This is a genomic window from Neobacillus sp. NPDC093127 (assembly GCF_044754175.1).
Classification (GTDB): Bacteria; Bacillota; Bacilli; order Bacillales; family Cytobacillaceae; genus Neobacillus.
Genome location: NZ_JBIVOP010000003.1, coordinates 231,367 through 252,528, shown reverse-complemented (window position 1 = coordinate 252,528; position 21,162 = coordinate 231,367). Strand labels below are relative to the sequence as shown.

Annotated in this window: 18 protein-coding genes and 1 riboswitch; of the genes, 14 read left to right on the top strand and 4 right to left on the bottom strand. The window is 42.6% G+C overall.

What is annotated here, in order from left to right:
- Nucleotides 1–45 precede the first annotated feature (45 nt).
- From ACIQCO_RS06480 to ACIQCO_RS06420, 13 genes are all read left to right on the top strand, one after another.
- Entirely contained in the window at nt 46–699 is a 654-nt protein-coding gene (locus ACIQCO_RS06480) for an amino acid ABC transporter permease (RefSeq protein WP_400426873.1), read from the top strand.
- 12 nt (nt 700–711) lie between these two features.
- Entirely contained in the window at nt 712–1,362 is a 651-nt protein-coding gene (locus ACIQCO_RS06475; protein WP_400426871.1) for an amino acid ABC transporter permease, read from the top strand.
- A gap of 451 nt (nt 1,363–1,813) precedes the next feature.
- Nucleotides 1,814–2,926 carry a sugar ABC transporter substrate-binding protein gene (locus ACIQCO_RS06470; protein ID WP_400426870.1) on the top strand — a complete coding sequence of 371 codons (1,113 nt, stop codon included), beginning with the start codon at nt 1,814–1,816 and terminating at the stop codon, nt 2,924–2,926.
- Between the two features lie 93 nt (nt 2,927–3,019).
- Nucleotides 3,020–4,540: an ATP-binding cassette domain-containing protein gene (locus ACIQCO_RS06465; RefSeq protein WP_400426869.1), complete on the top strand. Its 1,521-nt coding sequence runs from the start codon at nt 3,020–3,022 to the stop codon at nt 4,538–4,540.
- Nucleotides 4,541–4,559: 19 nt separating this feature from the next.
- Nucleotides 4,560–5,732 carry a sugar ABC transporter permease gene (locus tag ACIQCO_RS06460; protein WP_400426868.1) on the top strand — a complete coding sequence of 391 codons (1,173 nt, stop codon included), beginning with the start codon at nt 4,560–4,562 and terminating at the stop codon, nt 5,730–5,732.
- A gap of 134 nt (nt 5,733–5,866) precedes the next feature.
- The gene (locus ACIQCO_RS06455) at nt 5,867–6,844 is read left to right on the top strand and encodes a sugar ABC transporter substrate-binding protein (protein WP_400426867.1); all 978 of its coding nucleotides are present in this window, start codon (nt 5,867–5,869) and stop codon (nt 6,842–6,844) included.
- Nucleotides 6,841–8,286 carry a sensor histidine kinase gene (locus ACIQCO_RS06450; RefSeq protein ID WP_400426865.1) on the top strand — a complete coding sequence of 482 codons (1,446 nt, stop codon included), beginning with the start codon at nt 6,841–6,843 and terminating at the stop codon, nt 8,284–8,286. The genes ACIQCO_RS06455 and ACIQCO_RS06450 overlap by 4 nt, the downstream gene beginning before the upstream one ends.
- Nucleotides 8,280–9,833 (top strand): response regulator, encoded by a 1,554-nt coding sequence (locus ACIQCO_RS06445; RefSeq protein ID WP_400426864.1) that lies wholly within the window; start codon nt 8,280–8,282, stop codon nt 9,831–9,833. Before ACIQCO_RS06450 ends, ACIQCO_RS06445 begins: the two co-directional genes overlap by 7 nt.
- A 20-nt stretch (nt 9,834–9,853) precedes the next feature.
- Complete coding sequence (gene xylF / locus ACIQCO_RS06440; RefSeq protein ID WP_400426863.1) at nt 9,854–10,924, top strand: D-xylose ABC transporter substrate-binding protein; 1,071 nt, start codon at nt 9,854–9,856, stop codon at nt 10,922–10,924.
- Between the two features lie 258 nt (nt 10,925–11,182).
- A complete protein-coding gene (gene ptsG, locus ACIQCO_RS06435; RefSeq protein ID WP_400426862.1) occupies nt 11,183–12,718 on the top strand; it encodes a glucose-specific PTS transporter subunit IIBC in 1,536 nt (511 codons plus the stop codon).
- Between the two features lies 1 nt (nt 12,719).
- Nucleotides 12,720–13,400 carry an N-acetylmannosamine-6-phosphate 2-epimerase gene (locus ACIQCO_RS06430; RefSeq protein ID WP_400426979.1) on the top strand — a complete coding sequence of 227 codons (681 nt, stop codon included), beginning with the start codon at nt 12,720–12,722 and terminating at the stop codon, nt 13,398–13,400.
- 14 nt (nt 13,401–13,414) lie between these two features.
- A complete protein-coding gene (locus ACIQCO_RS06425) occupies nt 13,415–14,206 on the top strand; it encodes a MurR/RpiR family transcriptional regulator (RefSeq protein ID WP_400426860.1) in 792 nt (263 codons plus the stop codon).
- Between the two features lie 161 nt (nt 14,207–14,367).
- A complete protein-coding gene (locus tag ACIQCO_RS06420) occupies nt 14,368–14,865 on the top strand; it encodes a PTS sugar transporter subunit IIA (protein ID WP_400426858.1) in 498 nt (165 codons plus the stop codon).
- A gap of 75 nt (nt 14,866–14,940) precedes the next feature.
- Here ACIQCO_RS06420 and ACIQCO_RS06415 read toward each other — a convergent pair whose 3' ends face one another.
- The 4 genes from ACIQCO_RS06415 to ACIQCO_RS06400 form a co-directional block, all read right to left on the bottom strand.
- Nucleotides 14,941–16,101, bottom strand: a complete 1,161-nt coding sequence (locus ACIQCO_RS06415) for a M20 metallopeptidase family protein (protein WP_400426856.1) — start codon at nt 16,099–16,101, stop codon at nt 14,941–14,943.
- Nucleotides 16,102–16,304: 203 nt separating this feature from the next.
- Nucleotides 16,305–16,769: a flavodoxin domain-containing protein gene (locus tag ACIQCO_RS06410; RefSeq protein WP_400426854.1), complete on the bottom strand. Its 465-nt coding sequence runs from the start codon at nt 16,767–16,769 to the stop codon at nt 16,305–16,307.
- Nucleotides 16,766–17,812: a ribonucleotide-diphosphate reductase subunit beta gene (locus ACIQCO_RS06405; RefSeq protein ID WP_400426852.1), complete on the bottom strand. Its 1,047-nt coding sequence runs from the start codon at nt 17,810–17,812 to the stop codon at nt 16,766–16,768. Before ACIQCO_RS06405 ends, ACIQCO_RS06410 begins: the two co-directional genes overlap by 4 nt.
- Nucleotides 17,813–17,829: 17 nt before the next feature.
- Entirely contained in the window at nt 17,830–20,118 is a 2,289-nt protein-coding gene (locus tag ACIQCO_RS06400) for a ribonucleoside-diphosphate reductase subunit alpha (protein WP_400426850.1), read from the bottom strand.
- Between the two features lie 132 nt (nt 20,119–20,250).
- Nucleotides 20,251–20,450, bottom strand: a riboswitch (cobalamin riboswitch).
- A 392-nt stretch (nt 20,451–20,842) separates the two neighbouring features.
- On the opposite strand from ACIQCO_RS06400, the gene ACIQCO_RS06395 reads away from it, so the two are divergent.
- A partial coding sequence (locus tag ACIQCO_RS06395) for a hypothetical protein (protein ID WP_400426847.1) occupies nt 20,843–21,162 on the top strand: 320 nt, incomplete at its 3' end.

Sequence of the window (21,162 nt, the reverse complement as noted above, 5' to 3'; positions counted from 1 at the left end):
CATGCTCATCCTGACCACTTCTAGGAAAAAGGAGGGGAGATCAATATGCTTGATTTTTCGATACTGATTAATAACTTGGATACATATTTAGAAGGATTTAAGAATACCGTGCTGGCAAGTATCATCGCCCTAATCGGAAGCTTTATTATTGGGGTAATTGTAGCTGTTATGAGAATTGCACCCATTAAACCTTTGAATTGGATTGGCAGCGCGTATGTTGAGTTTATCAGAAATATTCCTCTTCTCATCATCGCTTTCTTCTTTTATATCGGTCTTCCTGCAATCGGTGTAACGTTATCCGGATTTGTGGCAGGGACGATTGCCCTTGCCATTTATACGGCATCATTCATTGCGGAAGCGATTCGAGCTGGAATACAAGCTGTACCAAAAGGACAAATGGAGGCAGCGAGATCATCAGGCCTTACCTATTTGCAGGCGATGAGGATCATTATTTTGCCGCAAGCGATCAAAATAGTCATTCCTCCAATTGGCAACCAGTTTATTAATCTTGTAAAAAACTCCGCTATTTTGGGAATGATTGCTGGGTTAGATTTAATGTACTTCGGTGATCTTGTATCCTCCCATACATTCGTTACATTTCCCGTATACATTTTTGTAGCGATGTTTTATCTTGTGTTAACAATACCATTAAGTCTGGGCGTTGGTTATTTAGAAAAACGCTTGGCTAGAAGTCATTAAGGAGGGGGAATTATGGATATTGCAGGCGCTCTCTCAGTCGATCATTTAAAATTCCTCGCCGATGGGTTTAAGTTGACGCTTTATGTTGCCTTTATTTCTATTATACTAAGCTTTATTATTGGAATCGTGTTTGGGACCTTACGATATGCAAACATTCCGTTCCTATCAAAGGTCGTGGCAGTAATCGTCGAAACGATTCGGAATCTGCCATTGCTGCTTATCATTTTCTTTATCTTTTTTGCCCTGCCGGAAGTGGGACTAAAGCTAAGCCCAACGGTTGCGGCGATAGCGGCATTGACTGTGTTTGAGTCAGCGATGCTGGCTGAGATTGTAAGGAGCGGCTTGAATTCCATTGATAAAGGACAAATTGAAGCTGCCCGTTCATCAGGGTTAACGTATATCCAAACATTAGTGTCTATTGTCATGCCACAAGCACTTCGGCGCATGGTTCCACCGATTGTCAGTCAATTTATTTCGTTATTGAAGGACACTTCATTGTGTGTGATTATTGCCCTGCCGGAATTCATGCACAATGCCCAAATCATTTATGCGCAAAATATTAATTACATTATTCCAATCTTTGTTGTAGTGGCTTTCATGTACTTTATTGTTAACTATTGTTTGTCATTAATCGCGCGCAGGCTTGAAAGCAGGCAAGCATAAAAGTAGAATATCTCCTTTACCGATTTTCTTTTTAGATAAGAGAATCGGTTTTTTTTATTTTTGGGCTGTGTTAAAAGGGAATGTTGATTTCCGTTCCAGGCGCGAGCGGTTCGCGGGGCGGGCGGTGAGCCTCCTCGGCGAATTGCGCGCCTGCGGGGTCTCACCTGTCCCGCTGCTCCCGCAGGAGTCTCGCGCCTTCCACTCCAATCAACATTGTGTTCAAAATCAACAATATTCTTTAACACAGCCTATTTTCGAAAGGAATCTCGTCCGATTTCTAGAAGACAGGAGAACCCCTCGAGTAGCTTCCCCCAATTTATTGTGATTTTCCTAGAAAGCATAAAAAACTCCAGATGATGATAAAAGAATACCCTTTGTTACCGCTTACATTCGTTACCCACCCAGATATAATTGAACTGTAATCATAAAAATAGGTCGGAGGGAAACTAAAATGAAAAAACTAGTAAAAGTGATTTCTTTGCTGATGGCAGTTATGCTCATCACTGGTATGCTGGCAGCTTGCAGCGGCAAAACTGGCGGTAAAGCAGGTAAAGTGGATGTTGGAATCGTATTGCCGACAAAAGATGAGCCAAGATGGGTCCAGGACGAACAACGATTTAAAGATGCTTTAAAAGGCTCTGATTATACAACAGAAATTTTATTCAGCCAAGGTTCTTCTGCTAAGGAAAAAGAGAACGTTGAAACTCTTATTAACAAAGGTATTAAAGTTCTAATTATCTGCCCGCAAGATGGTGATGCGGCTGCTGCAGCAGTGGAAGCAGCTAAAAAAGAGAAAATCACCGTTATTTCATATGACCGTTTGATCACACATACAGATGCTGTTGATTACTACGTTACATTCGACAGCGTAGCAGTAGGCGCAGCACAAGCGCAATACTTGATTGACCATGTAAAAGGTAAAGATATGCCATTATATCTTTATGCTGGCGCGGCTTCTGACAATAACGCATTCTTGTTCTTCCAAGGAGCATGGAGCGTTCTTCAGCCAAAAATCGCTGATGGAACATTTAAAGTGGCTAACTCCAGTGCAGCTGAAGGTTTAAAAGAGAAGCAAGAGCTTTCACGTGAAGAATTAAGTAAAATATTAGGTCAAGTTACCACAAACTGGGATGCAAACGATGCGAAAAACAAAGCGCAAACCCATTTAACAGCTGCGAGTGCGGCTTTAAAAGGAGATGTAGCCGTATTAGCTCCAAACGATGGAACGGCACGTTCAATCGCTGATGTATTTGCTTCTGACGGCGATATTAAGAGCTATGTTGTAACAGGTCAAGACGCTGAAAAAGCATCGATTCAATACGTCATTGACGGCAAACAATCGATGACCGTGTTCAAGGATGTCCGTACACTTGTTAAGGATGCAATGGGGATGGCTGTTACGATTTTAGATGGAAAAAAACCTGAAACAACAGGAACTTACGACAATGGCAAGATTAAAGTAAATGCAAAACAAACGGACGTTATTATTGTCGATAAAGAAAATGTGAAGAAAGAACTAATCGATTCAGATTACTACAAAGCAAGCGACTTTAAAGGGTTGTAAAAAGCATAAAGCAATGGTTGTTGCGAAATAGTGGTAGACCTATCTATCACTATTTTGCAATTAAAACCGTGTTTTAGGTTAGGGGTGTTTAGTATGAGTGAATATATTTTGGAAATGAATCAAATTTCCAAACACTTTAGCGGAGTCAAGGCACTTAGTAATGTTAATTTTAAAGTGGAAAAAGGTGAGATTCACTGCTTAATAGGCGAGAACGGAGCGGGGAAGTCAACGCTGATGAAAGTACTCAGCGGTGTGCATCCTTATGGGACTTATGAGGGTGATATCGTTTTTGAAGGTAATGTGCAGCAGTTTAACAAAATTAGTGATAGCGTGAAGGCGGGCATCGGAATTATTTATCAGGAGCTGGCGTTGTTTCCTGATCTTACAGTCTACGAAAATATCTTTGCAGGTAACGAAGTGAAGCGCGGGGGAATTATCGACTGGAACCAGACGATCGTCAAAGCAAAGAAAATGCTGGAAAAAGTAAAGCTAGATGTAAATCCTGATACGTTAATTAAAGACTTGGGTGTTGGAAAACAGCAGCTTGTCGAAATTGCCAAGGCGTTAAGTAAAGATGTAAAGCTGCTTATTTTGGATGAACCGACTGCCGCACTTAATGAGGATGATAGTGAAAATCTTCTTGAGTTATTAGGTGAGCTGAAAAATCAGGGAATCACCTGCATCATGATTTCACACAAATTGAAAGAGGTCATCTCGATTGCTGATAAGGCGACAGTACTCAGGGATGGACAAACCATCTGCACGTTGGATGCCACAAAAGGAGAAATTCTCGAAGGTCTCATCATCAAAAATATGGTTGGGCGCGAGATTGATGATATTTTTCCGAAAAGAGAAAAGAAAAGAACGAGCGAGAAAATTCTCGAATTAGCTAACTGGTCCTGCTATGACCCTCAATTAGGCAGAAAAGTCGTTAAGGACGTAAATCTTCATGTTAAAAAAGGCGAAATCGTCGGGATTGCAGGTTTGATGGGCTCTGGAAGAACAGAACTTGCTCTTAGCATTTTCGGTAATGCCAGGTCCTACAAGCTGCAGGGAGATTTAGTGTTGAATGGCGCATCAACGACACTTAAACACCCAAGTGAAGCAATCAAGGCAGGAATCGCATATGTAACGGAAGATCGCAAGGGCGATGGACTGTTTTTAATACAAGATATTAAAAGTAATATTTCAGCGGCAAATCTAAAGGGCATCTCCACAAGGGGTGTCATAAACGACAATGAAGAAATCAAAATAGCAGAAGACTATAAAAATTCCCTAACCATTAAAGCGTCCTCCTTGGAGCAAATGACAGGGAATTTAAGTGGCGGCAATCAACAGAAAGTGTCCTTAGGTAAATGGTTATTTGTCGGGCCGAAGCTGCTTATATTGGATGAACCCACCCGCGGAATCGACGTTGGTGCTAAATTTGAAATTTACACAGTGATGAATAAGTTGATTGACGAAGGTATGAGCATTATCATGATTTCTTCTGAGCTTGGTGAAGTACTTGGAATGAGTGATCGCGTGTATGTTATGGCTCAAGGCGAAATTAAAGGTGAAATGAACGTCGAAGCGGCCAACCAGGAAAAAATTATGCAGCTGGCAACGCAATAGGCAATAGGAGGTTAAACCAATGAACTTATTTAAGGAATTAAAAACGCTAATCAGTGAAAATATTCGTGAATACGGTATGTATATTGCCTTATTTGTCATTTTCCTAACTTTCTCCATTATGACGGATGGACTCTTTATGTCTTCCCGTAATTTAAGTAATCTACTCGATTCCACCGGTTACATTGCTGTGCTGGCAGTCGGAATGACTCTTGTTATTGTGATTCGGCATATTGATTTATCCATCGGATTTTTGGCGGGATTCCTTGGCGCCATTACCGCTATTCTCCTTATGCAAGCGGGAATCCCTATCTATATTACGCTCCCTATCATTCTTATTTTAGGAATTATCATTGGATTGTTCACCGGCTTACTAGTTGCCCAGATTGGCATACCCGCCTTTGTTGCAACCCTGGCAGGGATGCTGATCTTCAGAGGAGCCCTATTGCAGGTCACAGAAAAAACTGGAACGATTATTATCCAGAACGATGCTTTTAATAAAATCGGAAACGGATATATACCTTCACTTCTCGAAGTGAACGGTCTTCATTTGCTTTCGCTGATTGTCGGGTTTTTAGGTATTTTACTATATATCTACAGTGATATATCAACGCGTAAGAACAAGATTAAGTATGGATTTGAAGTGATTTCTAAAGAAATTTTTGCGCTGAAAGTTGTATGTGTTTCAGCTATCATTGCCTATATTACTTGGATTCTAGCCGGCTATAACGGATTTTCCTGGACGGTCATCATCATGGTAGTGATTGTTGTAATCTATCACTTCCTCACAACAAAGACGGTGCTTGGGAGACATATCTATGCTGTAGGAAGTAACCCGGAAGCCGCGCATCTTAGCGGTATGAACGTAAAGAAAATTACCTACATTGTATTCGGATCAATGGGAATGCTGGCAGCACTCTCAGGTATTCTATTTACCTCTCGTTTGCAATCGGCTACTACAACTGCAGGTACATTGTTTGAACTTGATGCCATTGCAGCAGCATACGTCGGTGGTGTATCCTCTGCCGGTGGTGTTGGTAAAGTAACTGGGGCTGTAATTGGAGCGATTGTAATGGCTGCCCTTACGAACGGAATGAACTTACTTGGAGTCGGAATCTCTTATCAGTATATGATTCGCGGCGGCGTATTGGCTGGAGCTGTTATTTTTGATGTAATGACACGGAAAAAGAGATAGGTTAATAGTGTACGGTTATAGTTACTGGAGGGACCCAAAAGTTCCTCTTTTTTAATTTATTCGTTGTCTTGAAGAATGGCAGTTGGATGATATGATGAATTTAGCCGATTATTTTGATAAAGGAGACACTTCCCGTGCGAAAAACTAGCATTCTCATATTATCATGTATCTTCATCCTCCTTTGTTATTTAACATTCCTATCAGCTAAAAAAGTTTTTCACTCCGATTGGCAATTACCTCTATCAATCGACCAAAAGCAGGAGCAATACCGTCTTGTTCTCATTACACAAGATATGGAAACTCCCTTCTGGGATAAGGTTGGTCATGGTGCCAGGAAGCAAGCTAAGAAGGATGGAATCAGCCTTGAAGTATGGGGGATTTATGGAAACAACCAAGAAGATTTCTTGAAGAAAATAGAAATTGCGATCCATTCCAAGGTGGATGGTATTATTATCCAAGGCCTCGATACCGAAGCGTTTAAAGAATTAACGAAGATCAAAGCTTCGTTTTATGGAATTCCTATCATTACAGTTGCGAACGATGTTCCAATGGCGGAAAGCCTTAGAAGGACGTACGTTGGTTCTGACCAATATATGGCGGGGAAAATGATTGCACAGCAATTGCTTACTGACATGGGTTCAGCAGGAACGGTCGTCCTCATGTACGACAGCCACCAGGTATACTATCAGACAGAGCGGCTCAGGGGTATTCAAAATGTTTTGAAGGATTATCCAAACGTGAAGATCATCAATGCGGAAACGACTGATACAAGAGAGCAAATAATGGCCGCTACCCGGGACGTGCTCAACCGTACACCGAATGTAAATGCCTTTATCGTGGTCAATGCAAATGCCGCTGGGGCAATGGCCCAAGAAATTAGAAATCGCTATCAGGCAGATCACTATCACCTTTATTCATTTGACGATAGTCCGGAATCGTTATCACTGCTAAAGCAGGGGAGGCTGGACGCGATGATTGAGCAGTCCCCGGAGAAAATGGGCGAGATAAGTGTAGAGCGGATAATGGAATGGTTAAATGGTGACACGGTACCGCTTAATATTGACGGTTATTTTACTGATATCAAAATTGTGAAAGCGAATGAAGTACAATGATCGGGATTCAAAAGAAAATATTAATGCTTACCACAGTTGTTTTAGTCATCATGTCCGTTATTTGGATAGGGCTAACCTTATATAATCATCAAACCCAAAAGCAATATAATAAAATTCTTCAACGATATTTAAGTATAAATGAAGTCACCGGTGCAAGCCAGCACGTGATAACAGATCTTAACAACTATATGCTGATGCCGTCCACTAAGAATCTAGATCGGCTTAATCAGAGTAAGGACGAAATTCAAACAGCAAAAATGGGCGTTTACGCGTTAAGAAATGTTGAGAATAATTTCACATTGACTAATTATCTTAATTTGATTGATAGTCTTATTGAAACATCGAATCGTTTACTGTTGTTTTATTCGGAGAAGGATACCGAAGCTTCTGTGAAAGAATTTGGGGAGGCAATGCGTATCTCTAGCTACATTTCTGAGACGTCACTCACACTAATCGACACAGATCTGAAATCGTATGAACGCTTCTATCGCGGCATCATCGAACAATCCGGAGAAGTAATGAAACTGGGTATCTGGCTGTTACTGCTGATTACGTTCCTGCTTCTGTTAGTGACGTATAGGATGTCATTGAGTATTACGAAACCGGTATTTAAATTGACACAAGCAGCAAATGAATTGTCAAAAGGCAGGTTCGATTTGCAAATCAAGGTAGAAACCAATGATGAAATTGCCTTTCTCGCTAGGACGTTTGATCGCATGCGAATCAATATCAATAATTTAATATCGGAAATCAAGCAAAAGGCGCAGCTTGAACGTGAGCTGCAGCAGAATAAGATTCTGTTGCAGGAAAGTCAGTTTCGAAGCCTGCAAAGTCAAATCAATCCACACTTTTTATTTAACACACTCAATACCCTTTCAAAGAAGGCCTATCTAGAAGGCTCTGAAGAAACAAGCGATCTTCTCGTAAACGTCGCTGGTTTATTGCGCTACAATTTAAAGCGGATTGACAGATCTGTCACGCTGTTTGAGGAAGTCGAAGTGTTAAGGCAGTATATGGATATCCAAAAAGCAAGGTTTACAGATCGTTTACAACTATATATGGAAATAGATGAATCCTGCTTGAATGTTAAGATTCCGGCCTTAACCTTACAGCCAATCATCGAGAATGCTGTCATCCATGCAATTGAGCCCAAATCGGATGGCGGGGTCATATGGATTCGGGTTATCGATGGAAAGGATCAAATCACAATAGAAATTGAAGATGATGGCATGGGGATGGCAGAGGATACAATCAAACAAATCCTCGAGGAGAATCTTATCCAAACAGAAGGTCATTCTACAGGGATTGGCTTTAGTAACGTGGTAAAGCGTTTGCGTTTCTTCTACGACTATGCGGACGTAATCGATATCGTAAGTAAAAAGGGTCAAGGTACGAAAGTGATCATAAACATACCGAAAGAAGGAGTGAAAAATGGATGCTAAAGCTCCTGATTGTTGATGACGAACAAGTAGAGCGTGAGGGAATGCAGGCCATTTTAGAAAAAGCTTACCCGGAACTCGTCATCGAACAGGCGAAAAGTGGGGATATGGCAATAGAATTGGTACCAGAATTCATACCAGATGTCATATCAATGGATATTAAAATGCCAGGGATGAATGGGCTTGAAGCGGTTGAACGAATCGCGGCAGAGTATCCAACTATTAAGTTCATTATGGTCACTGCCTATGATACGTTTGATTTCATGCGTCAGGCGATTAAGCTGGGTGTTAAGGACTATTTGCTTAAACCGAGCAAAGCAAGCGACATTACAGCGACAATTGGCAAGGTCCTGAAGCAGGTTGAAGAAGAGCGAAAATCGCTTAGGAAAAGCAGGCTTGAAAAGGAAGCGCTTCAAAAAACAATGACACTTGTAGAAACCGATGTGGTTACCCAACTGTTGTTTGATCACGTACATGAAGTTCATGTAAGCATGTTGGTAGAGATGTTGGACAATCCATCCACGAACGAGATGTTTGTCATGATTGTTCTGTTACCAGCAGGTTCGGAAAACCTATATTCTGCCATTAAAGAAAAAGTAAGTCAGACGAGGAGCGGATGGGTGGGCGCGTTGTACGGCAATCAACTTCCCATCATTGTGTTCCGGCAGCCGGAAAGATCGTTCAGGTCGGAGGCCAGTACTCTTGCCCGTGAGATTCTTTCCTTAGCGAAAAATGGCCGCAGCTCGGGCTGGTTTATCGGAATAGGGAATGTCTGCGGTTCACTGGATCAGATTCGTCAATCCTATCAGGAATCACTGATCGCTACTATTGACACCTCACTTCCGCTGAAGTTCCGTTTTTATTCAGATGTACCTGTTCTGAGTGATTTGAACAATGGGCTTCCCCTTCTACATCACAAAAAAGAATTTTTTGATCAAATTCGTCTCGGGCAGTGGGAGCCAATTCGTATGGACGTTTTGAAAATCATTCAATGCTACGAAAGTGAAGGTGCGAATCTTTTACAAACGCAGCAGCGGATGCTCGAAGTACTCTGGATTATTACAAGGGTCATGAGTGAAATGGGAGTAGAGACAGTGACGCCGCTATTCTCCTATCAAACGATTGATTACCGGCAGCTTCGCTCAGAAACCATCCAAATGCTTGACCGCATGATGGGGTCGTACGTGAATCACTTTGACAGGCTTGGTGCAGATTCAATCCATCAAATTAAACAATATATCTTTGAACACTCTAATGAGGATATTTCTCTGGAGGCGTTAGGGAGGAAGGTCGGCTTAAGCCCGATGTATATAAGTAAAATATTCAAAGAGAAGCTAGGTGTCAATTATATTGACTTGCTGACTGAATACCGAATCGAGAAAGCTAAAAAACTATTGGCTGATCCTGTGAAAAGTATAAAAGAAATTACATTTGAGGTAGGTTACCACGACCCGAATTATTTCAGCAAAGTGTTCAAGAAAATGTGTACCGTTTCCCCGAAGGAGTATCGGAGTACAATCCTCGGAAAAAAGATGTTGATGCTTGATTAGAAAAGGAGGGAGAGAGATAGATGGGACGGGCTTTCATTGGAACAAGGCTGATCGTACTCACACTCGTTTTCGTATTTTTTGTCTCGGGCTGTGTTGGCGGCAACAAACATCCAGAATCTAAAGCTCCTATGAAAATACCAAAAAGCGAAACACCCTCTAAAGATCGGATTACAATTGGCTTCTCAATGGATACATTAAAGGAAGAGCGTTGGCTAAAGGACAGAGATTCCTTCAAAGAGGAAGCTGAAAAGCTGGGTGCAAAAGTGGAGATCATGGAAGCCGACGGAGACGACGCCTTACAAATATTCCAAGCCGAGGAGTTAATCAAGAAAGGTGTTGACGTCCTAGTAGTCGTTCCCTACAATGCGGAATCGACTGCTTCCATTGTTAATAAGGCGCATTTAGCAGGGATTAAGGTCATTTCATACGACCGGCTAATTAAAAATGCAGATATTGACTTATATATTTCCTTCGATAATGAAAAGGTAGGAGAATTGCAAGCGGAGGCAATGACAAAGTTGGTTCCAAAAGGTAAATATGCTTACATCGGGGGCGCGGTGACAGATAATAATGCTCATTTATTCAAAAAGGGAGTATTTAACGTGCTGAAGCCGTTCATTGAAAACGGTGACATTACCGTCGTCTTTGACCAATGGACCCAAAACTGGACTCCTGCTAATGCCTATTCAAATATGGAGGCTGCGCTAATCGCCAATCATAATCAAATTGACGCAGTCATCGCTGCAAATGATGCAACGGCTGGAGGTGTCATTAAAGCACTCGAATTACAGGGACTCAAAGGAAATATTCCAGTTGCCGGTCAAGATGCCGATCTGGCTGCTGCAAAGCGGATCGTCGAAGGGACTCAAATCATGACTGTCTACAAGCCGATAAGGACACTGGCCCAAACAGCAGCTGAGCTTGCCGTTAAGCTAGCAAAAGGTGAAAAAGTAGAAGCGGACAGGAAAGTCAACAACGGGAAAATCGAAGTCCCTTCTGTCCTACTCTCACCAATCGCAGTCGATAAGCACAACATCGACGAAACCATTATAAAGGACGGTTTCCATTCGAGGGAAGAGGTTTATAAATAGGTGTCAGGCACCATGTGAAAAATTCACATGGTGCCTGACACCTTCTTTTTTTAAAAGGTACGATAGTGACGTAAATTAGAGGAAACAGATTAAAATAGGCGCTTTTATCAAAAGATACAGAGTGAAAGGATTCTTTAGGGAATCTTCCAAAACTTACATAGGGAATAGTTGCCGCATTTGAAAACCCTTTCTTGATTTTTATAAATAAATATTTTATACTAACGGATGAAAATAATTTTCATATTGGAGGTAAGTTTGATGAATAATTTCTTCGAGAAAGCACAACAGTTTGGTAAGTCATTCATGCTTCCGATCGCAGTGCTTCCGGCAGCGGGTTTGTTGCTTGGAATCGGTGGAGCATTGTCGAATCCAAACACGGTTAAAGCCTATCCGTTTTTAGATATTTCTTGGCTGCAAAATATATTTACCATTATGTCTAGCGCCGGCTCCGTGGTGTTTGCCAACCTAGCATTACTGTTTGCCGTTGGTATTTCTGTTGGACTAGCGAGAACGGATAAAGGAACAGCAGGTCTTGCCGGTGTGTTAGCATTCCTCGTTATGAATGCAACGATCTCCTCTTTGTTAACAATTACTGGCAAGATGAATGTAGAAAATCCTGCAGCTGTTGGGCAAGGAATGACACTTGGCATTCAGACACTTGAAACGGGTGTTTTCGGTGGTGTAGTTGTCGGGATCTTGACATCATGGCTGCACAATCGCTATAACAAAAAACAATTGCCACAGTTTTTAGGATTTTTCAGCGGTTCGCGCTTTGTTCCGATTATTGCTTCCTTTGCGGCCATTTTTCTTGGTGTAGCGGTTTTCTTTGTTTGGCCATTTATTCAAAAGGGAATTTTTCAAATGGGCGGCCTTGTTGAGGCAACAGGTTACATTGGCACGTTCATTTATGGATTTGTTCTTCGGATGCTTGGACCATTTGGTTTGCACCATATTTTCTATATGCCATTTTGGACAACCAGTCTGGGCGGCGCGTTAACAGTCGATGGCAAGCTTGTGGAAGGAACACAGCGTATCTTCTTCGCACAGCTGGCGGATCCTGAGACACAAAAGTTCTATATTGGTACAGCACGATTTATGTCCGGGCGTTTTATTACAATGATGTTTGGATTAGTCGGTGCCTGCTTGGCGATGTATCATACAGCCAAACCGGAAAATAAAAAGAAAGTTGCCGGCCTGCTCGCTTCAGCCGCACTTACTTCTTTCTTAACAGGAATCACAGAACCAATTGAATTTTCATTCTTGTTTATTGCTCCTGCACTTTATGTATTGCATGCGTTCTTGGATGGTATGGCCTTCATGCTTGCTCATATTTTCCAAATTACAATTGGTCAAACGTTCTCAGGCGGATTTATTGATTTCATTTTATTCGGTGTTTTACAAGGAACGGCGAAAACCAATTGGTTAATGGTTCCTGTGATTGGTATTCCATGGTTCTTCGTTTACTATTTCTCATTCAAGTTCATGATTAAGAAGTTCAATTTCAAAACACCAGGACGTGAAGATGCAGGCGAGGCAGTTGTCCATGTCACGAATAAAAGTGAACGGGCTCAAACAATTGTCGAAGGACTTGGCGGTAAAGAGAATCTGCAAAATGTCGACTGCTGTGCCACTCGTTTACGTGTGACGGTTACGGATGTGGGACGTGTCAGTGATGATATTTTGAAAAAGACAGGTGCAAGAGGTGTCGTGAAAAAAGGTAATGGCGTTCAGGTCATTTATGGACCAGAAGTAACTATTATTAAAAATGAAGTTGAAGAATTGGTTGGTGAATAACATGCTAGAAAACATTAAACGAGGTCTCGTAGTTTCCTGCCAGGCATTGGAACAGGAGCCTCTTCACAGCTCAATAATCATGTCAAAAATGGCGCTGGCGGCGAAACAAGGCGGTGCCGCTGGAATCCGAGCGAACTCAAAAGCGGATATCCTGGCCATAAAAGAAGAAGTTTCCCTCCCCGTGATCGGCATCGTGAAACGGGATTATGACGATAGTGAAGTTTTCATTACCGCAACGAAAAAGGAAATTGAGGAATTAATCGAAAGCGGCTGTGAAATGATTGCCATGGACGCAACGATGAGAAACAGACCGAATGGTTTATCACTTGAAGAACTTGTCTCTTTTGCCCGTGAAAAGAATTCAGAGGTCCAGTTAATGGCGGATATATCCTCGGTTGAGGAAGCTGTAAATGCGGAAAAGTTGGGATTTGATTGTGTAGGTACGACCCTTTATGGTTATACAAATGAAACAAATGGGAGTAAACTATACGAGAATGACTTTGCTTTTTTAAAAAATGTTCTTAAAGCAGTGAGCATTCCAGTCATAGCGGAAGGAAATATTATGAGCCCTGAAATGCTGAAAAGAGCGTTTGAAATTGGGGTGGATTCCGTTGTTGTTGGCGGTGCGATTACGCGCCCGCAACAAATTACGGCCCGCTTTGCTGCTCAAATTCCAAAGTAAAAGGATGTTTTCTTGTGTCGCAGGTGTTGAATGAGATCCAAAGTATTTACTCATCCCTATCCGATAAAGAAAGAAATATTGCTAACTATATTCTGGCCAATCCAGAAGAGGTGTCACACAGTCATATCCAGGAGCTCGCGGATTTAACAGGTGTTTCGATCAGCACGATCACCCGTTTTGCTAAAAAGGTTTCTTGCCGCAACTTTGTTGAAATGAAAGTGAAGCTTGCGGGCGGTTCGGAATCGAAGGAAGAGGAAGGGATCGAACAAACCTTGTTTTCTTCCTACCGCGATATGCTGGCGGATGTGCAGTCGTTAATAGAACCGGAGCCTTTTGACAGGGTGTTGCATTTTATGAAAGAGGCCAAGCGGATTTTCATTTACGGCTTAGGAAGTTCAGGATTGGCAGCCCAGGAATTGAATTATCGCTTAAGTCGAATGGGTTTTATTTCGGAAGCAGTGACAGATCCACATTTGATGATTATTCGAAGTACCTTGCTGCAAGCAGGCGATTTGATTTTGGCCTTTTCGCGGTCCGGGCAAACGACAGATTTGCTGCAATCTGTCAGAAAAGGTAAGGGAAAAGGCGCCAAGCTTATTGCATTTACCGCCTTTGGGCAGACACCGCTGACAGAACTATCGGATGAGGTCTTGTGGACGGTTCACCCGCTGCGAAACAATTTTCTCTTAACCGGGCTGGATATGAGCACCTTGTATCTGATTGACAGAATCAGTTTGCATTTCCTTGCGGATATGGAGCGGGAAAAAATGTATCTCCAAACAGTCGAAGCGATAAAAAATCGATGAAAAGTAGAATAGCGGTGCCTGACACCATCAAGACTATGTTGGTTTAGCCTATTTTTGCTGCAGGAAACTGTTCATTGCCGCGGGATCTTTTTATATGTATAGAAAATAATAAAATTATGCTTTCTTTGCACGTTAAGCATGCCGGTAAGGAGATTATGATGATGTTTAAAAAATTATTTGGAATGGCTCCAACGAAAAAACAAGAAACCATTTTAGCCCCGGTCACTGGCCGGTTAGTCCCAATTGAAGAGGTGCCAGATCCAACGTTTGCTGAAAAGATGCTAGGTGATGGAGTTGCCATCGTACCGTCTGAAGGGGTGGTCGTTGCTCCTATGGATAGTGAAGTCGTCTCTATTTTTCCAACAAAACACGCCATTGGTCTCAAAACCAAGCAGGGTTTGGAAATCCTGATTCATATTGGCCTTGATACGGTCAATATGCAGGGAGAGGGATTCGAAGCGTTTGTTGAGGTTGGCGACAAAGTAGCAGCCGGTACAAAGCTCATCAGCTTCTCCATTGATTTAATCCAACAAAAGGCTACCAATATCATTACCCCAGTAGTGATAACCAATTCTGAGATTTTGAAGGAACTGCACCACGGAGACACCTCAGAAGTAATTAGCGGGAAAACAGAAATCATGAACATGGAACTCAAATAAATTTTAAGGGTGTCAGGCACCATGTGAACTTTTCACATGGTGCCTGACACCCTTTGTACTATATTCATAGTTGATTTATGCGTTCAAAGCCAATTGAATCATCAGTTCGATTCCGGCGGGGATGGCGGCTTCGTCGATGTCAAACTTAGGATGGTGGTGCGGGTATTGGCTTTTTTCGCTTTGCATGCCGACGTTGATGAAGGCTCCGGTCTTTTCCTTTAAATAATAGGAGAAATCCTCTGCGCCCATCACTGGTTCCTTTTCCACAAAGACCTCTTCGCCAAATGATTTTACAATGATGTCTTTAGCCACAACACATGCCTCCGGGTGATTGTACAACGGCGGCGTTCCCTCAATAAAGTGGTAGTGCCCTTTTGCGCCAAAGCTTGCACATATCGATTCCGTTAACTGAGCCGTTTTTTGATGCATCAGCTCTGCTCCATCAAACGACATCGCCCGAATCGTGCCTTGCAGTGTAACCTTTTCAGGAATGACATTATAGGAATTGCCAGCCTGCATCCCGCCAAACGAAATCACTCCTGCATGCAGCGGGTTCAAATTTCTGCTGACAACCGATTGAAACGCCTGAATCAGGTGGGTCGCAATGTAGATCGGGTCCACTGTTTGATGTGGATAGCCGCCATGTCCGCCTGTTCCTTCAATCGTAATGTCAAAATCATCACTTGAGGCCATGGCATAGCCGGTGGCAAAGCCAATTTTTCCAAGAGGCATACCGGAGATATAATGAATGCCATAGATGACATCGACTCCGTCCAATATCCCCTCTTTTACAAGCTGCTGTGCACCGCTTGGTGAGGCTTCCTCTGAGCTTTGAAAAATTAAGACAATATTGTTTTTTACGAGATGTGGATTTTCACTCATCCATTTAGCAGCCGCAAGCAAAGTGGCAGTATGGCCATCATGGCCGCAGCCGTGCATAACGCCGGGGACGGTTGAAATATAAGGCTTGTGGTCCCCTTCTTCATGAAGCGGAAGGGCATCCATATCGGCTCTAAGCGCAATGGTTTTGTTTCCTTCCGTTCCTTTAAAAAAGGCAACCACATTTGGTGCTGAAAACCTGGAATCTAGCGGAATCCCAAATTCAGCTAATTTCTCTTTTACATAGGCAGCTGTCTTATATTCTTGTCCTGATAGCTCAGGGTGCATATGAAAATGTCGGCGCTGCTGAATGGTCCAGGCGACTAGCTCTGAATCTATTAATTTTGTCTGTAACATGATTGCTCCTCCAAGTGGCTATTTTTCTAAAAACGGCGGTGAATTTTTATACAATAATTGTAATTTATATTCAGTGAAAATGCAACTAAAAAACAACTAGTAAGAAGTGTCAATCGCAAATAGTAGATCCATCCATAAGGGCCACGAAAAGGAAGAGGCCTGACATTTCTTGAAGAGCCAACATATGGTGTCAGGCACCAATTTCAAATTAATTCCAAATGGTGCCTGACACCATTTTCAAGTTTTTTCCAAAATGTTTCGACGAATCGCCGGCATCGTTCATGGTCTTTTGTTTGTAGGGCGATTTCGATCTTTAGTGTGACTGCTAAGTTGCTGTGCACGTAGAGCATGTCGCGAAAGGCATCGACTGCGCCGCAAAATTTAGGATAAAAGCTATCGCCTGTGCCGACTATACCCGTAACGACATGCTTAACATTCGCGGTTTCAAAAGCGCAATACAGGGCGTGCATTTCACTCGGAATTTCTCCATCACCCCATGTATACGTTCCAACAATGACTCCATCAAAGGCGCCGAGGTCCAGTATAGGGAATTCCTCAATTCGAAACAGACGGACCTCTATTTTTTTCTCAAAAAATAAATCCCTTATGAAATGAACGAGTTCTTCTGTATGTCCCGTTTTTGAGGTATACATGATGGCGAGCTTCATAGTTCATCGAAACCATTCGATTGCGATACCTTCGCATAGGTCCGTGATTTTTGTTCAAAGAAATCCGATTTGGTTCCGTTCATCATGTCATCGCTGAACACTTGAATCCATGGCATCGGATTGGTTCGTTCCACATAAAGATTCGCTAAACCAAGCTGGCGCAACCGTTTATTAGCCAGGTATTCCGTGTAATCATCGCACTCATCCAAATCAATTCCCGTAATATCTTTAAGGATGAAAGCGGCCCACTCTTTTTCAAGCTCGACGGCTTTTCCAATGGCTGTATAGACATAGTCGATATTTTCCGGATGATTCAATTCTGGATTTTCTGTTAAGAGAATCCGGATAAACTGGGCGATGAAATACGCGTGCTGCATCTCATCCCGCTGGATGTAGCTGATCATTGTGCTCGTTTTGAGCATTTTTTGCTGACGGGCAAGGTGATAGAAAAAGGCAAATCCCGCATAAAAATAAATCCCCTCGAGATTTATCGAATTGACCGCTAGTTGAAATAAATGCTGTGGTGTCGGATTCTCGCGAAAGCTTTCATAAGCGTGCAAAATCAACTGGTTCCGTTTTTGCACGATAGGGTCACTTTTCGCTTGATTGAACCGGGCCTTTTGCTCGCTTAAAGGGACAAGTGAGCTAAGGATGTAAGAATAGGATTCATTATGAACCGCTTCCTGCTGGGCAATGACGGCAAAAATCGCCTTAAAGCTGGAATCGGTCACATAATCCATCACTTGTGTCATCGTTGGTGTTTGCAGACTATCCAACGAGGCCAGCTGGGTATTGATCCTTAGAAATACATCTTTTTCGGCCGCACTAAGCATATCCCATTGTTTAATATCATCCTGCATATTAATTTCCTGTGCCTTCCAAAAATTCCCCAATAATGTTTGATACAAATCGTACATCTGCGGGTAGGCGATGTCATTCCAGTTCAGCAGGCCGGAAGATTCACCGTTAATGATCCCGGTTGATTTATTAGGAAACTCGGGGTTCAACAATTTTATTTTTGCTAATGGTGCATGAATATCCATCTGAAAAAACCTCCTATTTAGCTTTGGCACGCTTCACATTCTGCTATTTCTGCTTGTGAGGTACTTCTAACGTAGTACGTTGTTTTTAGCCCATGTTTCCAAGCTTCCAAATGCAGGTTTAGTAATTCTTTCGCTTTAATATCATGACGAACATAAAGGTTGAAGCTGATCCCTTGGTCGATGTGGCGCTGCCTGGCTGCATTTTGTTTAATGCTCCATACTTGATCTAATTCATGTCTTGCCCGGCGGTAATATAGGTATGTTTCATGATTCAAGTCCGGTGCTGTGACTTTAAATTTAAAATTCTTCTTCTCTTCGGCATATTCAACGGAATAGATTGGGTCAATCCCATCTGTGGATCCGCCTATTTTCGCCGTTGATGAGTTAGGCGCAACCGCCATTAACCAGCCGTTGCGGATTCCGTGTTTCGCGATATCCGCCTTTAAATCCATCCACCGATCAGAATGATAGTTTTTCCGCTCAAAATAGGCCCCCGTTTGCCACTCAGATCCTTGAAACTCCCGATAGGCGCCTTTTTCGATTGCCAATTCTTTAGAGGCACGGATTGTATAGTAGGCAATGTCCTCATACAGGTGGTCGGCCAATTCAACCGCAGCTGCTGACTCCCAGTGAATGCCTTTGAGTGCAAGCAGATGGTGCCAGCCGAACGTTCCGAGGCCAACTGCTCTAAACTTTTGATTGGTTACCTGGGCCTGTCCAACCGAAATCGTATTTAAATCGATGACGTTATCCAACATTCTCACTTGAATGCCGATTAAACGCTCGAGAACATTGGCCGGTACCGCTTTTGCCAGATTGATAGAAGACAAATTACAAACCACGAAATCACCGGGCTTCCGAACGATGACGATGTTTCCGTCTTCATCCTGATATTCGTTTACAATCGTTGTCGCCGACATGTTTTGCGCGATTTCTGTGCATAAGTTACTGCAAAAAATCGAAGTGCGGCCCGCTCCTGCCAGGTGCTTATTAGGATTTTGTCTGTTTACATCGTCACGGTAGAACATGTAAGGGGTACCCGTTTCCAACTGGGACACCATAATCCGAGCCATAATATCCATCGCCCGGTACGATTTCCTTGGCAGCAGCGGATGATTCACGGCCTCTTCGTATTTTTTTGAAAAATAATGCTGATCGATTTCATCATAAAAATCCTCGAGTCCCAGCAGGTTCCCGTTTTCATCTTTCCAGCCCATATATTGCTTCACTTGATGGGGACAAAAGGTATACCACTCACCGATACTTCTTCCATTCTCATCTGTTTCCTGCAGTTTTTTCATAAATAGATCGGGTATGGTCACACCGGTAAAAATATCATGGGCTTTACGGCGTTCATCACCATTATTCGTTTTTAAATCAAGAAAGCCGTTCATAATATCTTTATGGAAGACATCCAAGTAAACAGCAATCGCACCTTGCCGCTGACCGAGCTGGTCGACACTCACTGCAGTATCATTGACCAGCTTGATCCACGGAACAACCCCTGAAGAGTTGCCTTTGAATTTCTTAATATCGGAGCCGAGAGCGCGGACTTTTCCAAAATAGAGGCCAATGCCGCCCCCATCTTTACTCAACCTCGCAGTATCCCAATTATTTAAATAAATACCGTCAAGGGAATCGTCAACGGTATCAATGAAACAAGAGGATAGCTGGCCGAAACTTTTGCCGGCGTTAGCAAGTGTTGGCGTCGCAACGGTCATATAGAGATGACTTAGGGCCCAATATGCTTCTTTGACAAGCTGTAATCGTTTTGCTGGACGTTCATTTTTCATAATTGTCATCGCAATAATCATGAAGCGCTCTTGTGGCAGTTCATAGACATTTCGGTCATGATCTTGGGCAAGATAGCGATCGGCTAGTAAAAATAATCCGATGTAAGTAAATAGAGTATCCCGTTCGGGGGCAATCTCACTAGCTAGTTCATCGATTTCGTCTTTCGTATAGATGCTTAGTAGATTACTAGAGTAAATGCCGATTTCTGTTAACTGTTTAATAAGGTGGAAAAAATCTCCGTATTTTAAGGTGGGGTCGTATCCGCGGTTCTGGGCTGCCTTTTGAAACAATTCATTCAAAAATAAACTGGACGCGACAAAGGTCCAATCAGGCTGGTCCATGGCAATCTGATTGACTGCATAGAGGAGTGCCTGCTGGTTAGCTTCAGCCTCCGGCACGTCCATTTCTCTGATTTGTTTTTCAAGCATGGTTGTATCCAATTGGAATCTTTCTGAAGCTCGTTTGATACAAGCTAATACTAATTGGATTTCATCCTTTACTTTTGTGGTCATCGTCATATCCCCTTTAATAAAAAAATCCGCTCAAGGGATTTGAGCGGATGAAACGGATCACTTTCCAAAAGGAAAAAAGAAGACTTCCTGCCTTTTGCTGCCACCGTTCATCTCCTCAATCCCCGAAGAAGTGATACTACTTAAGAAAGACAGGTCTCCTGACTTTTGCTTCATTCTACTTTGAGCCCTTCCCATATGAGCGTCTATTTTCATAAACTCTCTCATACAGTGGTTTGCTCATTTCGTCAGCAATTACAGTTGCGGGGGCAGTTCCGGATTCTCACCGGATTCCCTATTAAGCCGCTAGCGGCATCTTTTCCTAAGGCAAATACAATATATAGTTAAAATTCTAAAAAACAAAACAATATGTAGATGAGAAACTAAAATCAATCATAGTATAAATAGTTTTGTATTTCAAGTATTTTTGTAGTGGCTATCCTGGAAATTGAAGGGAGAAAACCCATACAAACTTAAAATCTAGACATATACTGTTCTGATAGACTTGAAGAGGGAAAAAATAAACCCAGAAAACTGCTGCTTTGATTTCCATTTTCCGAATGATGGAATTTACTGAGGTTGCAATGTTTATTGTGAAGGACAACCCTTATTTTTGCTTTTCTAACTGCCGGATGTTTGGAGGTAGGAAATCATCTCTAACGACGAGAACTATTGTTCAATAAATTGGAAAACGGAATTAGAGATTTCTTTAAGAAAGGAGAAAAACATGAGTAGGTATAAGTGTTTTTGTGGACGTCTTGACGAACCGACGGGACCGACTGGAGCAACCGGGCCGACTGGACCGACGGGAGTGACAGGAACTACGGGAGCAACAGGGCCAACTGGACCAACAGGCGAGACGGGAACTACAGGAGCAACAGGGCCAACTGGACCAACAGGCGAGACGGGAACTACAGGAGCAACAGGGCCAACTGGACCCACGGGAGTGACGGGAACGACCGGAGCGACAGGACCAACCGGACACACGGGAACGACCGGAGTCACCGGCCCAACCGGACCAACAGGAGTGACCGGAACCACCGGAGT

Coding starts and splice junctions, on each gene's coding strand:
- ACIQCO_RS06480 (WP_400426873.1), top strand. CDS start 46: ATGCTTGATTTTTCGATACTGATTAATAACTTGGATACATATTTAGAA.
- ACIQCO_RS06475 (WP_400426871.1), top strand. CDS start 712: ATGGATATTGCAGGCGCTCTCTCAGTCGATCATTTAAAATTCCTCGCC.
- ACIQCO_RS06470 (WP_400426870.1), top strand. CDS start 1,814: ATGAAAAAACTAGTAAAAGTGATTTCTTTGCTGATGGCAGTTATGCTC.
- ACIQCO_RS06465 (WP_400426869.1), top strand. CDS start 3,020: ATGAGTGAATATATTTTGGAAATGAATCAAATTTCCAAACACTTTAGC.
- ACIQCO_RS06460 (WP_400426868.1), top strand. CDS start 4,560: ATGAACTTATTTAAGGAATTAAAAACGCTAATCAGTGAAAATATTCGT.
- ACIQCO_RS06450 (WP_400426865.1), top strand. CDS start 6,841: ATGATCGGGATTCAAAAGAAAATATTAATGCTTACCACAGTTGTTTTA.
- ACIQCO_RS06445 (WP_400426864.1), top strand. CDS start 8,280: ATGCTAAAGCTCCTGATTGTTGATGACGAACAAGTAGAGCGTGAGGGA.
- xylF (WP_400426863.1), top strand. CDS start 9,854: ATGGGACGGGCTTTCATTGGAACAAGGCTGATCGTACTCACACTCGTT.
- ptsG (WP_400426862.1), top strand. CDS start 11,183: ATGAATAATTTCTTCGAGAAAGCACAACAGTTTGGTAAGTCATTCATG.
- ACIQCO_RS06430 (WP_400426979.1), top strand. CDS start 12,720: ATGCTAGAAAACATTAAACGAGGTCTCGTAGTTTCCTGCCAGGCATTG.
- ACIQCO_RS06420 (WP_400426858.1), top strand. CDS start 14,368: ATGTTTAAAAAATTATTTGGAATGGCTCCAACGAAAAAACAAGAAACC.
- ACIQCO_RS06415 (WP_400426856.1), bottom strand. CDS start 16,101: ATGTTACAGACAAAATTAATAGATTCAGAGCTAGTCGCCTGGACCATT.
- ACIQCO_RS06410 (WP_400426854.1), bottom strand. CDS start 16,769: ATGAAGCTCGCCATCATGTATACCTCAAAAACGGGACATACAGAAGAA.
- ACIQCO_RS06405 (WP_400426852.1), bottom strand. CDS start 17,812: ATGGATATTCATGCACCATTAGCAAAAATAAAATTGTTGAACCCCGAG.
- ACIQCO_RS06400 (WP_400426850.1), bottom strand. CDS start 20,118: ATGACCACAAAAGTAAAGGATGAAATCCAATTAGTATTAGCTTGTATC.